This window comes from Pseudomonas sp. (assembly GCF_030150285.1).
GTDB lineage: Bacteria > Pseudomonadota > Gammaproteobacteria > Pseudomonadales > Pseudomonadaceae > Aquipseudomonas.
In genome coordinates this window covers 157,110-172,531 of sequence record NZ_JASLGE010000043.1, presented here as the reverse complement: position 1 = coordinate 172,531, position 15,422 = coordinate 157,110, and the positions used below count along the sequence as shown (strand labels likewise).

Sequence of the window (15,422 nt, the reverse complement as noted above, 5' to 3'; positions counted from 1 at the left end):
CTCAGCCCCCCTTCAAACGGGCCGCGATGCGCGGGTCCAGCCGCGTATGCAGCCCGTCCACCAGCACATTGGCGAGGATCACGATAAACGACGACATCAACAAAATGCCCAACAGCACCTTGTATTCACGGGCCTGCACCGCTTCCAGGGTTAAGCGGCCAATGCCCGGCCAGCCAAACACGGTTTCAACCACCGCCGCGCCGCCCAGCAAACCGCCCAAATGCGCCCCGGCCACCGTGGTCAGGGGCAGCAGTGCATTGCGCAGCACGTGCCGCAGGGTGATGCGCCACGGCGACAGCCCCTTGGCCCGAGCGGTGCGCACGTAATCCTGGCTCAGCACATCAAGCACCGAGGCGCGGGTCAGGCGGGCATAGATCGCCACAAAGAAACTGGCCAGGGTCAAGGCCGGCAGAATCGCGTACTTGAGCTTGTCGACGAACGCATCGAGGCCCGCCAGCCCCGCGCCAATGGTGCTGTCGCCGCCGGCGGGCAACCAGTCGAGCTTGACCGCAAACAGCACAATGGCCATCAGGCCGATCCAGAACCCGGGCGTTGAATACAGCACAAAGACTGCCGATGACAGCACCCGGTCCGGCCATTGGCCCGCCCACAGTGCCATCACCGTGCCCAGGGCAATGCCTGCGCCCAGCGAGATCGCCAAGGCCAGCCCCATCAGTATCAACGTATTGGGCAAGCGCTGGCTGATGACATCCATCACCGGCATGCCGTAACGCGGCGAGTCGCCCAGGCTCAGGTGCCCCAACTGCACCAGGTAGTCGCCAAACTGGGCCAGCGGCGACTTGTCCAGGCCGTATTGCTGGCGCAGCAGTTCAGTGGTTTGGGCCGTGGCCGACCCGGCCTCGGCCACCAGCGCATCGACCGCATCGCCGGGCACCATCTGCAACAGCACAAAGTTGAGCACAATCACCCCGGCCGCCGTTGGCAAGGCGCGAACCAGCGGGCCGCTAAACCCAGAGCGAAACCGTCGCGTAAAACGCTGATAAAGAGTACTGGCCGGCATTGAATACTCTGCAAAGGCAATCAATTAAAGGAAAATGGCATTAACGGCGAACACTAATACCTCAATTACTTCAAACTCACACCGGCGAAAAAGTTCTAAACTTATTATCCGCCTCGGCATGGCAACTGAACTTAACGATCTAACCCGTGCACTTGAACACGTTTGAAAGTATCCGTTAGGCTCACATCACTGTTTTGACGCCCAACCGAACAGCCTCTTGATCACGCCTCTTTAAATACACTTCAGGTTCTAACCTTAGACCCGAAGTTGCATTCTTTTATTTAGTTGTTTCGAGCAGGTATCGCATGTCGATCACAAGAAGGCTGTTTCTTAAAGACGCTCTCATTCTGGCCGCCGGAGCCGGCGTGCTGACGCAGGCATCCAGCGTGTTCGCCCGCGTGGACGGCAAGCAGACGCTGGTGGTGTCACAGTTTCCCGAACCTTCAATCCTGACCAACGCACTGACCACCGACGGCACGATCTACACCGTGACCAGCAAGGTGTTCGACGGTTTGTTGTCGTATAACGCCCAGCGCCAGCCCGTGCCGCGCCTGGCCACCGATTGGCAGGTGAGCCCCGACGGCCTGGTCTACACCTTCAATTTGCGCCCCGGGGTGACCTGGCATGACGGCCAGCCGTTCGGCTCCCAGGACGTGGCGTTCACCCTGGAACACATTTGGCGCACGTTCAATTCCCGGGGGATCATCACCTTTGCCCCGGTGATCAAGGTTCAAACGCCGACGCCGTTGCAGGTGGTGCTGACCCTGTCGAGCCCCGCGCCTTACCTGCTCAGTGCCTTGTCGTCCACCGATGCACAAGTGTTGCCCAAGCATGTCTATGAAAACGGCAATCCGCTGACCAACCCGTACAACCTCAAACCGATTGGCACCGGCCCGTTCAAGTTCGAGCGCTGGGACCGGGGCGTGTCCATTAACCTGGTGCGCAATGAACAGTACTGGGACACCGGCAAACCGCATCTGGACGCGTTGATCTTTCGTATTATTCCCGACCTGAGCGCTGCCTCGGCCGCCCTCGAAACCCAAGCGGTGCAATTGGCCAGCGTGGCCCTGAGCAACGTCCAGCGCTTGCGTGGCATTCGCCAGTTGCAGGTCAGTGAAATCAGCGCGCCCTATTCGCCCGGGCTGGTGGGGTTTGAATTCAACCTGGAAAAACCGGTGTTCCAGGATGTGCGCGTGCGCCAGGCCTTCGCCCATGCCATTGACCGCGACTTTGTGGTCAAAAACATCTACTTCGGCTTTGCCCAACCGGCGTACAGCACGCTTCCAGCGGCCATGAGCGACTTTTACAACGACGCCGTGCCGCGCTACCCCTTTGACCTGGCCAAGGCCGAAGCCCTGTTGGAAGAAGCCGGCCTGAAAAGGGACGCCAAGGGTGTACGCCTTACCGTGTTCAACGACCCCAACCCCACCAGCGAAACCCTGCAGATCGCCCATTACCTGCGCAGCAACCTGGCGAAAATCGGCGTCAAACTGGTGATTCGCGCCCAGGACTTCCCCGAGTACGTCAACCGCGTGTACACCCGCCGCGATTTCGACACCACCTTGATCACCGCCACCGCCGGGCCGGACCCGGTCATGGGCACACAGCGTTTCTATGCCTCGACCAACTTCAAGCCCGGCATCGCCTTCTCCAACGGTTCACGCTATGCCAATAAACGGGTGGATGAACTGCTGGAGCTGGGCCAGACCGAACTCGACCCGGTGAAGCGCAAGGCCTGGTACGACGAATTCCAGCTTATCGCCCTGACCGACCTGCCCAAAATCCCCATCGTCTCCCCTACCGTCGTGGTGGTGACGCAAAAACACCTGCAGGACTTTTTCAACTCATCAGAAGCGCTGTACGGCAACTTCGCGGATGCCCACTACCCGGCCTGAACCCCCCCGTAGAGATCGCGAGCAAGCTCGCTCCTACAACCCGGCCTGACACCCACCCCCTGTAGAAGCGAGCTTGCTCACGATCTTTTAACAAGAGCGTACCCAGGGATGTTTTTATCAAGGAACAGCATTGCCCATGACTTCAGCACTGACCATCGCCCCACCTGACACCCCGGCCCATATCATCCGCAGCGATGCAGAGGCGGTGCAGATTGCCGAGCAACTGGCGGCCCGCTTCAAACACAATGCCCAACAACGGGACGTGGAACGGTTGTTGCCCTGGCAAGAACTGGAAGACTGCGCCCGCCACGGTCTGTTGGCCCTGCGCGTACCCCGCGAATACGGCGGTGCCGATGTGTCCTACCTCACCCTCACCCGCGTGGTGGCGGCCATTGGCGAGGCCGACGCGTCCATCGGCCAATTGCTGCTCAGTATTGTGCTGGCATCCAGCGTGATCGAAGCCGTCGGCCGTGAAGATCAAAAACGCCTGTTTTTCGGCAAGATCCTGCAGGGTTATCGCTGGGGCAATGGCCACGCCGAAGGCGGCAGCCTGCCCGCCGGCACCACCCGCACCCGCATCACCCGCGAAGGCGACCATTACCGCGTCAACGGGGCCAAGGCCTATGCCACCGGCGCGCTGTTTTCACAGTTGATTTCCATCGGTTGCGTGGACGAAGACGGCCTGTCGAAAACCGCCGTGCTGGACCGCTATGCACCGGGCCTGACCATCCTTGATGACTGGGACGGTTTCGGCCAACGCACCACCGCCAGCGGCACCCTGCTGCTGGACAACGTGCGCGTGGAGCACAGCCATGTGCTGGACTCCGAACAGGGCAAAACCACCGCCAACACCTACGGCATCCCGGACCTGTTCCACAGCGCGCTCGACCTGGGTATTGCCCGCGCCGCGTTCAAAGACACCCTCGATTACGTGCGTAACCACGCCCGCCCCTACGCCCGCACCGGGGTCCAGGCCGTTGAGCAAGACCCCTATGTACTGGCCATCATCGGTGACCTGCACACCCGCATCCATGCCGGTGAAGCCGTGCTGGAACGGGCCGCCCTGCTGTTTGACGAGGTCACCGCGCAACAGGGGCCAGGCCCTTCGGACGCCGTGTCTTCGGCCTTGGCCGCAGCCAAGATTCTCACCACCGAAGCCGCCCTGCTGGCCAGCAACACCCTGTTCCAGCTCGGTGGGGCCAGTTCGACGCGCCTTGAGTTCGGTTTCGACCGGCACTGGCGCAACGCCCGCACCCACACGGTGCACGACCCGGTGGCCTGGAAATTCAACCTGATCGGCAAGTATCACCTGCTCGGCTGAGCGCCCAGATCCCCAACACAGGAGGGCCAAGACCCACCCCCACATTCAGAAAACGCAGCATCCGCCGCCCCACACTGCTGACCCCTTGCCAGGCTTAAACCAGCCAGCGTCGAACCATTCCTGCACACACTCAATAAATGCAGAGGCAATACCGGATCCATACACATGTCTACACTTCACACACGTCGTCACACCCTGGGTGTCGTCCTTTCCGTGGGGGCTGCGTCCCTCGCGCCACTGGAGACGGCCCGCGCCGAAACCGAAGCGGATAAAAACCGCCTGGGCACCGTGGTGGTGACCGGCTCCCGGGTCGAAACCACGGCCCTCAAGGCCCTGTCCCCCGTGCAGATGATTCAGGGCCAGACCCTGCGCGAAACCGGTTCCAGCGACCTGCGCCGGGCACTGTCCCTGGTTACGCCGTCGTACATCAATATCAACAGCAACGGAGGCGCACTGGCCAAGAACGTCGGCGGTTCGTCACTGCGCGGGCTGTCTGGCAACCAGGTGCTCGTCTTGGTCAATGGCAAGCGCCGCCACGGTTCCTCGCTGATCAACAACAGCGGCGGAGCGACCCTGGGTTCTTCCGCCGCCGACCTGGGCTTGATTCCGCTGTCGGCGGTGGAGCGGGTCGAAGTGCTGACCGACGGTGCCGCCGCCCAATATGGCTCGGATGCCATCGCCGGGGTGATCAACGTGATCCTCAAATCGGCGGCGTCCGGCGGTTCGGCCGATGTATCCTATGGCGAGTACAACCATGACGTGGCCAAGGTCGGCGGCATTGGCGATGCCGGGGCCACCTGGACCGGCGGCCTCAATTCGGGTTTTGCCCTGGGTGAAAACGGCGGTTTCCTTAACCTTAGCCTGTCGTACCTGAACACCGGCGACAGCCACACCGTGGGGCCGTGGAAAGACCCGTCCAAAGCCATCTGGCAAATCTACGCCGCCGAAGGCGACCCCCGTGAAGCCACGGTCAACCGCAACGTGCCGGAAAACTACGAGGTGGTGCCCATCCAGGAAAGCACCAGCGCGGCCTACAACCTCGCCGTGCCCCTGAACGACAACCTTGAAGTGTATTCTTTCGCCACCTACAGCCCGCGCCGGTCTGAGGCAAAAGGCTCGTTCCGCTCCGAGACCAACGCCACCGCCAACGTGATCACCACCCCCGGCGGCTACAGCTCGCGGCTGCAAACCAAAGAAGAGGACATGCAGGTCAACCTGGGGCTCAAGGCCGAAGACATTCTGGGCTGGAGCTGGGACGCGGGCCTCAGTTATGGCCAGAACCGTGCCGACATCAACATCCTCAACACCACCAACCCCTCGTTCGGGGCCCTGATCCCGCTGCAAAACCTGCACGCCGGTGACCTCAAATTTACCGAAAGCATCGCCTCACTGACCGGCCAGCGCGCCTTCGAAACAGGCCTGCTGGAGCGCCCGCTCAATGTCACGGTGGGCACCGAGTACCGCTACAACACCCTGTCGCTGGGCGCGGGAGAGTACTACTCCTATGCCGGGGGCGGTTACCGTTACCCCAACGATTACCCGGCCGTGAACCTGCGCGGCAAACTGGCGGGGGCCGGCACGGCGTTCCTCACGGGGTTCAACCCCGAGTTCGAATTTGACGAGGCCCGGCACAACACCGCGTACTTTGTCGATTTCGCACAAAAAATCACCGAGAAATGGGACAGCGGCCTGGCCATCCGGTACGAGAACTACTCGGACTTTGGCTCGGCAGTGGCGGGCAAGTTTTCCAACCGCTACCAGTTCAACGACGTGATCGCGGCACGCGGCACCTTGAGCAACGGCTTTCGTGCACCGTCACTGGCCGAGCAAAACTACCAGAGCGCCACGGTACAACCGGTCAACGACCCGATCACCAACACCTCGTACTTGTCTTACTACTACGACACCTTGCGCCCCGACTCACCCGCCGCGCGAGCCCTTGGCGCGAAGCCGCTCAAGCCGGAAAAGTCCACCAACATCAGTTTCGGCCTGGTGTTCACCCCCACCGAGCACCTGTCGGCCTCGGTGGACGTGTACCAGATTGACATTCGTGACCGCATTTTCCTCACGGGGGCTTTTAACGGCTTCAACAACGCGGCGGTGGCCAAGGCGCTGACTGATGCCGGGCTGACCAGCCAGCAACAGGTGCGCTACTTCACCAACTTTGGCGAAACCCAGACACGCGGCGTTGAATTGCGCCTGGACTACGACATCGACTACAACCGCTACGGCAAGGCGCACTGGGGCCTGAGCTACGCGCGCAACAAGACCGAGGTGAAAAAAGTCAACGACCCTGCCGTACTGCAAAACGCCGGGCTCAGCCTGCTCGACCGGGAGCGCATTACCCTGCTGGAAGAAGCCTTGCCACAGAACATTGCCCGCGCCTCCCTGGACTGGCAACTGGGCAAATTCTCGGTACAACTGACCGAGCACTACTACTCCAAAACCCGAGTGGTGAACAACGTACTCAACCCGGCGCAAGACTCCACCACGCACGACGCGTTTATCACCGATGCGGCGCTGGGTTACCTGGTCACCGACAACCTCAAAGCCACGCTGGGGGCCAACAACGTGTTCAACAAACGCCCGCCGAACCAGCCTGAAGCGCTGGCGTCTACCATCAACCACGAAGACCCTTACGCCAACCGCAACACCCCCTACGGTATTGGCGGCGCGTTCTACTACGCACGCCTGAGCTACGACTGGTAACCCGCCCACCATACGGCTCTGCCCATTTACGATCGGACGTAGCCTCGCGCAGCGCGTCAACGACTACAGGTAGTCGCTGACGCAGGCTGCGGTCGGGTGAAGGATGGGGGTGTCAGGCGCGCTGTGCGACGGCCGCGCGTACCAAGGGGATGACGTCACGACCAAAGGTCAAGGTGTCCGGTACCGGGTCAAAACCCCGGATCAGGAATTTGCTCACGCCCAGCGCGTGGTACTTCAGCAAGGCATCGGCCACCTGTTGCGCGGTGCCCACCAGCGCCGTGGAGTTGCCGTGCGCGCCCGTGGCAGCAGCAAATTCGGTCCACAGGCGTTCGTCCAGCACCGCGCCCTGGGCCGCCGCCGCGCGCAGGCGGCGGGAGCCTTCGTTCTGATGCAACACCGGGGCCGCCGGGTATTTGGCTTTCGCCGCCGCCAGCAGTTCACGGCTGCGAGCCCATGCAGCCTCTTCGGTGTCGGCCACCAATGGCCGAAAGGCCAACAGGAATTGAATCTGCTCTTCACGGCCATACTTGGCCGCCGCTGTGCGTACGTTGGCGATGGTTTCGGCGGTCTGCGCCAGTGACTCACCCCACAGCGCATACACCTCGGCATGTTGCCCCGCCACGTCAAACGCCGCCGCCGAGGAGCCACCAAAGAAAATCGGCACGCCGCTTTTGCGCCAGGGCTTGACCGCCGATTGCGCGCCCTTGACCCGGTAGTAGTCACCCTGGTGATCAAACGGCTCATCGCTGTGCCAGACCTTCTTCACCACGTTCAAGTACTCGGCGGTACGGGCGTAGCGTTCGTCGTGGGCCAGGAAGTCGCCGTCGCGCTGTTGGTCTTCGTCGGTGCCGCCACTGATGATGTGCACGGCAAGGCGGCCTTCGCTGAACTGGTCCAGGGTCGCCAGTTGCCGCGCGGCCACGGTGGGCGCAACAAAACCGGGACGGTGGGCCAGCATCACGCCCAGTCGTTCGGTGTTGTGCAGCACGTAGGCGGCGACCTGATGGTTGTCGGGCCAGGTGGAAAAGCTGCCGATCAGCAGGCGGTCAAATCCGTTGTCTTCAGCCACCGTGGCCAGGTGTTTGATGTAGGCCTTGTCGATGACCGGGCCGCTGGCTTCGATCACTTCCGCGCCGCGGCGGGTACTGGTGTGGCCGATAAATTCGAGACTCATAAAGGGCTCCTGATGAGCGTTGGCGAGCGGGTCACAGGCGTAAGCCAGCCTGTTTGAGCAGCGGCAGAATGCGTTCACCGAAGTGCGTCAGGTCGACGGCGAAGTCGTGGAAGTTCAGTTGCACGCCGTCGATGCCGGCGGCCTTGAGTGCCACCAGTTGCTCGACCACTTGCTCCGGGGTGCCGATGATTTCGATATTGCCGCCCAGGCCCAGCCCGGTGTTGCGCGAACCCTCTGCGCGGCCACGCCAGGCATGGGCATCGCTGGCGTAGGCGCTGGGGTTGCCGAATGAGCCCGCCACTTTGTTGCCGACGATGGCTTCGAGGTAGTCGCGGGTTTCCTGTTCGGTGTCGCGGCTGACAATGATCGGGTTGATCAGGGTGCGTACTTCGCGGCCAAACTGGCGGGCACGGGCTTTGATGCGCTGGACGTGGGCGGGAATGTCTTCGAGGGTTTCGCGAATACCGGCACCGGAGGCGTTGGTGATAAACACCAGGTCGGACTGGCTGGCCGCAAAGTCGATGCCCGCCTCGGAGCCGGTCGCCGTGACCAGCACCGGGCGGCCAAACAGCGGTTTGGGGGTGATGTAGCCGTCCTTGATTTTCCAGCCGTGGCGGCCTTCGTAGCTGAAGTTTTCGGTGCTGCTCCACAAGGTGTTGAGTACGTCGAACAGTTCGCCCGCCAACTGGTAGCGCTCGTCATGTTCGATCTGCGGGCGACCGAACATTTCATGCTCGATGGGCCGGTGGCCGGTGACGATGTTGATGCCCCAACGGCCCTTGGCGATGTGGTCCAGGGTGGCCGCGTACTTGGCGATGTGCAGCGGGTGCAACGGGCCGTACAGCACGTGGATGGTGGACACCAGCAGAATGCTGCGGGTCACGGCCGCCATCGCGCCCAGGGCGATAAACGAGTCCAGCGAGGCTTCGCCGTCGTAGCCGCCTTTGGGCAGCCATTGGGTGCGGCTGAACGCAATCTCAAAACCCAGCGCTTCGGCCTGTTGCACGATGCGGGTGTTGTAGTCGAACGTCCAGGTGTTGGACGTCGGGTGGTTGCTGAGGCGAATGTCTTGCATGTTCAAAAACACCCCCAGCAGCAGCGGCTGCTGGAAGGCTTTGCTCAAGGGGCTGTCGGGGAAGTCCAGCGGCGTCGGGAAAGCTGCACGCTGAAAGGTGTCATGGGCGTGAGAGTGAGCCATGTCGATGTCCTTGTTGAGGCGAATCAAAGGCCGGGGTGCAACGACGACGAGGCCGGCGCACCCCCGCGGTTACCAGAAATAGTCGAGGCGCGCGTAGTAGTAGCCACCGTCCACGCCGTAGGGTGAGAACCAGCTGTACGCCGGGTTATCGACAGGCATGAAGTAGTAGAGCTTGGCTTGATCGCTGAGCTGCTCAGGGCGTTTGTTGAAGATGTTCTGCCCGCCCACCGACACCTTGAGTTGGTCGCTGAGGTTGTAGGCCACGTCCAGGTCGGTGAGAAACGCCGGTTTGACCTTTTCGTCACGGTTGGGGTTGTAGTAGCTCTGGCCGGTGACGGCGGAATAGCGGGTTTCCTTGATCGCTATTTCAAAGTCGTCGATGAACCAGGTGTGGGACAGCGAGGTTTTGTTTTTCGGGAACGCGCTGGTGAGGTTGCCGCGTTTGTCGCGGCCCAAGACCTCCACGCCGGTGCTGGCCAGCGACTCCGGTTCGTGGATTTTGCGAATGTCCTGCAGGCTCTGGGTGCTGGTCAGCGTCCACTTGCCGCGCCCATGGGAGCCGTAGTCGGCGCGGTAGTCGGCCACCAGGTCGATGCCACGGGTGCGGGTGTCGGCCAGGTTGCCGTAGTAAGCCACGCTCTGCTGCGTGCTCAACCCGGCGTTGGCCAACAGCGCGGCAATATTCGGGTCGTTGACGCCGCTCAGGGCGCTGGTCTGGAGGATGCGGTCCTGAATATCGATCTGGTACAGGTCGACCGTGACGTCCAGGTTTTTGGCCGGCGTCGAGACCACACCGATGCTGTAGTTACGTGACTTCTCAGGTTTGAGCGCCTTGGAACCCAAGGCGACAGCCGCCGCCGAGCCAGGGGGCGCATAGGTGGTGATGTTCTGGCTGAGCACGCCGGTCACCGGGTTGGCGCTCCAGGCTGACGTGCTCGACGAGAAGTGCTGCTGTTGCAGCGACGGGGCCCGAAAGCCATTGTTGACGGCGGCGCGTACGGCAAGGGTCGGGGTCAGTTGGTAGCGGGTCGCGAGCTTGCCGCTGGCGGTGTCTCCCACGTCGCTGTAATGCTCGAAACGGCCCGCCGCGCTCAACTCCCAGTCCGAGGTCAGCTTCTGGGTGAAGTCGACGTAACCGGCGATGTTACTGCGGTCCCAACTGCCCGCCGCCTCGGGGCTGAAACCGCCCCAGCCAGCCGAACCGGAGCTCGGGCGTTTGCCGGCATTGGGCGAACCCACCGGGTACACATAGCCGCCGTCGGCATACGAGGCGAATTCACCCTTGCGGATCTGATAGCGGTCGACCCGGTATTCCAGGCCGGTGGCCACGCGCAACGGGCTTTCAAACAGGCCGGTGTCGAACGAGCGGGTCAGGTCCAGGTTGTTGGTCCATTGGCTGACAATGGCTTCGCCGTTGTCGATGTCGGTGGGGCTGGCGGGCCCGAAAGACGCGTTCAATGAGTCATCGTTGTGGTAACTCACCGCGTTGCGGCCATAGCTGGTGGACAGGTCCCAGTCCCAACCCAGTACGTCGTTGCCTTTAAGGCCGAAGACGCTTTGGTAGTCATTCTCTACGGGGCGGAATTTGGGCAGGAAACCGTCGGGGTAGATCTCGGGGATGTTCTGCGCCGAGTTGGCCGTGCGGTAGGTGCCAAAGCCGGTTGAATCGCGGTGGCTGAAGGTGCTGAACGAGTAGAAATCAAGCGCATCGTTGAGCGGCAGTTCGGCGTTGTAGGCAAAGCTGTAGGTTTGTGCACGGGGCTGGCCCATGATCTGGCGGTACCGGCTTTCGCTGTATTCACGAGGGTCATTGCCTGCGTACATTTTGGTGCGGTCGGGTACGGCCCCCGCGACGTTGCTGGTTTCCTGAAGCTTGATATCACCGCTGAGGTTGAAAAAACCGTCATTGGGCAGCTCGAACCCCTGGTTGAACAGGGTTTCGCCGGTAGCGCCATAATTGCCCTTGTGGCCGACGCGCTGGCCGTACTGGCCGTAGAGCGCGGTGGCCTGGCCGCCGGTGTTGTTGCTTTTGAGGATGATATTGATCACCCCCGCAATGGCATCGGAACCGTACTGCGCCGCCGCGCCGTCACGCAGCACTTCAATATGGTCGACGGCGCTCACCGGGATCAGGTCAAGGTCCACCGGCGACTGGCCATTGGACGTTGACGCCGACTGGTGAAAGATCTGCGCGGTGTTGTGCCGACGCTTGCCGTTGACCAGCACCAACACGGCGTTACCGCCCAGGCCGCGCAAGGTGGCCGATTTAACCGCGATACCGGTGGCACCGGAAAAACCCGCGTCATTGGTGTAAGACGGCACTTGCGCTGCCAAGGCATCACGCAGGTTCTGTTTGCCGGAGCGCGCCAGGTCGTCGGCGCTGATCACATCAATGGGCACCAGGCTTTGTGCCACGGTGCGCGACTCGGCCCGCGAGCCGGTGACCACCACGGTTTCCAGCGCCTGGTCTGGTTTCGCCTGGGGCGCAGCGGTTTGATCCGCGAATGCCACGGCACCTGTGCACAGCGTGATAATGCCGATGGATACACTTAAACCAAGGGCCGTGCGCGGGGTATTTAATTGAACCGTCATGAACTACCTGCAAAAAATCAATTCATTGCTGGCGTGGTGGACATTCCTGGCCATGTAACAAGGGTTATAAGAGGCGGTACCTGGTGGGGGCGTGCGCTATTGACTGCGGGGTATGACAAGAAAGGTGTTTATGGCCTGTTAAAAAACCAGACCTTCGCGCAAGTGCGTGGTGGTTTCATTAATATAAAAGTCACCCACCACACGAGCTTTATGCAATAACGGGTTATGGTTTAACACCGTGCGAATATTTCGCCAGTGGCGGTCAAAGTTGTAAGTGCGCGAAGTGGCAGAGCCGCCCCCGACTTCAAACATGACCTCGGCCGAACGCAGGGCCAGTTTGGCAACCACGACTTGCAGTTGGGCATTACTGACCGACGCTTCAATTAACTGTTGGTCCAGCACCGGGTCATTGGCCAGTAACGCCTGGGAACTGCGCTCCAGAATACGGGCGGTGTGGGCAATCAACGCATCCACCGCATAGGTGTTCGCCGCAATTTCGCCCACCACTTGCTGCACAAAGTGGTCGTCGCGGGCCACAGCCGCCGGGCTGTGCATGGCCGCGCGGGCCTGTTTGCGCACATAACCGAGGGCATCTTGATGAATATTACGCACCACCCCGCCCGCGCACGCGGCCAGGTGCAACTGGCGCAACGTCGAGCAATGGCGGCCCACGTCGGCGTTGTGGCCACGGCTTTTCAGTTCATCGGCAAACACCTGCACATTGTCCAGCAGCACCCCGCCGCTGGCCGTCAGGCGCTGGCCCATGCCGTCCCAGTCGTCCAGCACCTGGATCCCTTCCCGGTCAGCGGGCAGCAGCACGGAAATCAGTTGGCCTTGGTCGTCGATGGCCGAGAAGGACAGATAATCGGCGTAGGCCGAGCCGGTGGCGTACCATTTTTTGCCGTTCAGGCGGTAGCCTTCACCGTCGCGGGTCAGGCGCGTCGCCAGGGTGCCCAGCGGCGCGCCGACTTCGGTGTGCGCCCCGGCAAACAACTGGCCATTCAGGATTTTAGCCACGTAATCGCGTTTTTCGGCGCTGTCCGGGCTATGGACGACCGCTTCTGTAAAGTTGAAATGCGAACGCAAGGCATGGGCCACATTCGGGTCGGCACTGGCCAGAGCCGCGATCACCTCGATGTAGTCACTGACACTGCCCCCCGGCCCGCCCAATGCCTGGGGAATGCGCAGCGCACCGAGCCCGGCCTGGCGAATCAGGGCAAAGGCGGCGAACGGTAATTCGCGCTCCAGGTCACGCCGAGAAGCCCCTTGGGCGATCTCATTGACCAGCGCCGGAATACGCGCCAACAACCCGGTTAACCCGTCGACCGTTGAGGGCACAGGCGGGATTGAGCGAACTTCTTGAGTTTGATTAAGCGTCACACTTGCCTCATCTAACGAGCCAATTAAAGTGCCCTGCCCGTTATTGGCAGACCTTATAACTTTTTGTGTTGAGTTTAACTTTTCACGTATTGCGGGTATGACTGGAGGCCGACAGTAATAGTCCACTTAGACCCCGTCAATCATTGGCTATCGGCGCGCGTATATCGTTTTTATCTATGCTTAGATACGTGAAATTGTATAACCATAGAACTTTTTAATTTATTGACAATGGTTATAAGCAACCCGTTATATAGCAGCGCACTTGATGGAATTAACCCATGAAAATCCTGCTGACGTTCAGTCACGCCATTTGGCGTGCGCTTTTGCATACCCTGCCGACCATGCTCGGTATTTTGTTAATCAACTTTCTCTTACTGCAATTGGCTCCCGGTGATGCGGCCGATGTGATGGCCGGGGAATCCGGTTCGGCCACCCAGGAAAGCCTGGCGGCCTTGCGCAGTCAATTTGGCCTGGACCAGCCGATGCTGGTTCAGTTGTGGCAGTACTTGAGCAACCTGGCGCACTTTAACCTCGGCCATTCGCCACGCTACGGCGCAACGGTGGAGTCCCTGATTTCACAGCGCCTGGGCACCACCCTGACGCTGATGCTGCTGGCGCTGGTGGTTTCACTGGCGGTGGGCATCGCCTTGGGCATGCTGATGGCGCACTGGCAAGGCCGCTGGCCGGACCGCGTGCTGTCGGTGTGCTCACAATTCTTTTATTCAGTGCCCGGGTTCTGGATCGGCCTGATGCTGATCGTGGTGTTCTCGGTCAAGCTCGGCTGGTTGCCCACCGGCGGCGCGGGCACCATCGGTGCCGACCTCAAGGGCTGGCCCGCCCTGCTCGACACCTTGCGTTATATGGCACTGCCGGCCTGCTCACTGGCGCTGATCTATATCGCCATCTACGCCCGCCTGACGCGCGCCTCGATGCTCGAAGCCGGTGCCCAGGACTACGTGCGCACCGCCACAGCCAAGGGCCTGTCGCCGTGGGTCATCACCTTTAAACATGTGCTGCGCAACGCGCTGCTGCCCATCACCACCATGGCCGGCCTGCACCTGGGCGGCATGCTGGGCGGGGCGGTGGTGATCGAAACCGTGTTCAGCCTGCCGGGCCTGGGCCGTTTGGCCTATGACGCGGTCATGGCGCGCGACTACAACGTGCTGCTGGGTATTTTGCTGGTGTCCTCGCTGCTGGTGATTGTCACCAATGTACTGGTGGACCTGCTGCAAAGCTGGCTTGACCCGCGTATCAGGAGCCACCGATGAGCACGCCACGCCATGCGGCCTTGCAGCGTTTCAAACGCAACCCGACGGCCATGGCCGGGCTACTGTTTTTGCTGGCCGTTGCCACCCTCGCGCTGATCGCGCCCCTGCTCTACCCCGGTGACCCGCTGGCCATGGAGGCCGAGCCGCTGCTGTGGCCCGGCCAGGACTGGCAGTACCCGCTGGGCACCGACGCCCTGGGCCGCGACCTGATGGCGGGCATTGTGCACGGCGGGCGCGTGTCGTTGCAGGTGGGGGTGCTGGCCAGCCTGTTCGGCGTGTTGCTGGGCCTGAGCATCGGCGCGCTGGCCGGCTACTTCGGTGGGCGCATCGACTATGCCTTGCAACGGCTGATCGAAATTTTCCAGACCATGCCCAGCTTTGTACTGCTGGTGGCGCTGGTGGCGATTGCGCAACCGTCGGTGCCCACGCTGATCTTCGCCATCGCGATCATTTCGTGGCCCACCGTGGCCCGGCTGGTGCGCGCCGAAGTGCGCTCGATCCGAGAGCGCGAATACATCCTCGCGGCCCGCAGCGTCGGTTACTCACACCTGCGCATTATCGTGCGCGAAGTGCTGCCCAATATTCTGCCAACACTGATTGTCACCGCGTCGATCATGGTGGCATCGGCGGTGTTGATGGAGTCGGCGCTGTCCTTTATGGGCCTGGGCGACCCCAACCAGGTGAGCTGGGGCAGCCTGATCGGCAGCGGCCGCGAACAGATCCGCACGGCATGGTACTTGACCGCCATTCCTGGCCTGGCGATTTTTTTCACCGTATTGGCCTTCAACCTGATCGGCGACGGCCTGACCGACGCCTTCAACCCCACACAGGCCCAAGGCCGACGTTAACGCTGGAGTGATATGT

The 15,422-nt window shown here is 61.5% G+C and carries 10 protein-coding genes; 5 read left to right on the top strand and 5 right to left on the bottom strand.

Annotated elements, in window-relative coordinates; genetic code table 11:
- Window position 1: 1 nt before the first annotated feature.
- Window positions 2-1,021, bottom strand: coding sequence for an ABC transporter permease (locus tag Q1W15_RS10795; RefSeq protein WP_300727638.1), 1,020 nt, complete (start codon window positions 1,019-1,021; stop codon window positions 2-4).
- A 305-nt stretch (window positions 1,022-1,326) separates the two neighbouring features.
- Between Q1W15_RS10795 and Q1W15_RS10790 the strand changes: the two genes are divergently transcribed.
- The 3 genes from Q1W15_RS10790 to Q1W15_RS10780 all read left to right on the top strand — a co-directional run bounded on the left by Q1W15_RS10790 (window position 1,327) and on the right by Q1W15_RS10780 (window position 6,946).
- Window positions 1,327-2,916, top strand: a complete 1,590-nt coding sequence (locus tag Q1W15_RS10790) for an ABC transporter substrate-binding protein (protein WP_300727635.1) — start codon at window positions 1,327-1,329, stop codon at window positions 2,914-2,916.
- Window positions 2,917-3,052: 136 nt separating this feature from the next.
- Window positions 3,053-4,237 (top strand): SfnB family sulfur acquisition oxidoreductase, encoded by a 1,185-nt coding sequence (locus tag Q1W15_RS10785; protein WP_300727632.1) that lies wholly within the window; start codon window positions 3,053-3,055, stop codon window positions 4,235-4,237.
- A 165-nt stretch (window positions 4,238-4,402) separates the two neighbouring features.
- On the top strand, window positions 4,403-6,946 hold the full coding sequence (locus tag Q1W15_RS10780) for a TonB-dependent receptor (protein WP_300727629.1): 2,544 nt from the start codon (window positions 4,403-4,405) through the stop codon (window positions 6,944-6,946).
- 112 nt (window positions 6,947-7,058) lie between these two features.
- On the opposite strand, the gene Q1W15_RS10775 is transcribed toward Q1W15_RS10780, so the two are convergent.
- The 4 genes from Q1W15_RS10775 to Q1W15_RS10760 form a co-directional block, all read right to left on the bottom strand.
- Entirely contained in the window at window positions 7,059-8,120 is a 1,062-nt protein-coding gene (locus Q1W15_RS10775) for an LLM class flavin-dependent oxidoreductase (protein WP_300727626.1), read from the bottom strand.
- A 31-nt stretch (window positions 8,121-8,151) separates the two neighbouring features.
- Window positions 8,152-9,318 carry an LLM class flavin-dependent oxidoreductase gene (locus tag Q1W15_RS10770; RefSeq protein WP_300727623.1) on the bottom strand — a complete coding sequence of 389 codons (1,167 nt, stop codon included), beginning with the start codon at window positions 9,316-9,318 and terminating at the stop codon, window positions 8,152-8,154.
- 69 nt (window positions 9,319-9,387) lie between these two features.
- Entirely contained in the window at window positions 9,388-11,910 is a 2,523-nt protein-coding gene (locus Q1W15_RS10765; RefSeq protein ID WP_300727620.1) for a TonB-dependent receptor, read from the bottom strand.
- A 138-nt stretch (window positions 11,911-12,048) separates the two neighbouring features.
- Window positions 12,049-13,290: an acyl-CoA dehydrogenase family protein gene (locus Q1W15_RS10760; protein WP_300727617.1), complete on the bottom strand. Its 1,242-nt coding sequence runs from the start codon at window positions 13,288-13,290 to the stop codon at window positions 12,049-12,051.
- A gap of 278 nt (window positions 13,291-13,568) precedes the next feature.
- Between Q1W15_RS10760 and Q1W15_RS10755 the strand changes: the two genes are divergently transcribed.
- Together Q1W15_RS10755 and Q1W15_RS10750 are read left to right on the top strand one after the other, a co-directional pair.
- Window positions 13,569-14,558, top strand: a complete 990-nt coding sequence (locus tag Q1W15_RS10755) for an ABC transporter permease (RefSeq protein WP_300727614.1) — start codon at window positions 13,569-13,571, stop codon at window positions 14,556-14,558.
- Entirely contained in the window at window positions 14,555-15,406 is an 852-nt protein-coding gene (locus tag Q1W15_RS10750) for an ABC transporter permease (protein ID WP_300727611.1), read from the top strand. The genes Q1W15_RS10755 and Q1W15_RS10750 overlap by 4 nt, the downstream gene beginning before the upstream one ends.
- Window positions 15,407-15,422 lie beyond the last annotated feature (16 nt).

Coding starts and splice junctions, on each gene's coding strand:
- Q1W15_RS10795 (WP_300727638.1), bottom strand. CDS start 1,021: ATGCCGGCCAGTACTCTTTATCAGCGTTTTACGCGACGGTTTCGCTCT.
- Q1W15_RS10790 (WP_300727635.1), top strand. CDS start 1,327: ATGTCGATCACAAGAAGGCTGTTTCTTAAAGACGCTCTCATTCTGGCC.
- Q1W15_RS10785 (WP_300727632.1), top strand. CDS start 3,053: ATGACTTCAGCACTGACCATCGCCCCACCTGACACCCCGGCCCATATC.
- Q1W15_RS10780 (WP_300727629.1), top strand. CDS start 4,403: ATGTCTACACTTCACACACGTCGTCACACCCTGGGTGTCGTCCTTTCC.
- Q1W15_RS10775 (WP_300727626.1), bottom strand. CDS start 8,120: ATGAGTCTCGAATTTATCGGCCACACCAGTACCCGCCGCGGCGCGGAA.
- Q1W15_RS10770 (WP_300727623.1), bottom strand. CDS start 9,318: ATGGCTCACTCTCACGCCCATGACACCTTTCAGCGTGCAGCTTTCCCG.
- Q1W15_RS10765 (WP_300727620.1), bottom strand. CDS start 11,910: ATGACGGTTCAATTAAATACCCCGCGCACGGCCCTTGGTTTAAGTGTA.
- Q1W15_RS10755 (WP_300727614.1), top strand. CDS start 13,569: ATGAAAATCCTGCTGACGTTCAGTCACGCCATTTGGCGTGCGCTTTTG.
- Q1W15_RS10750 (WP_300727611.1), top strand. CDS start 14,555: ATGAGCACGCCACGCCATGCGGCCTTGCAGCGTTTCAAACGCAACCCG.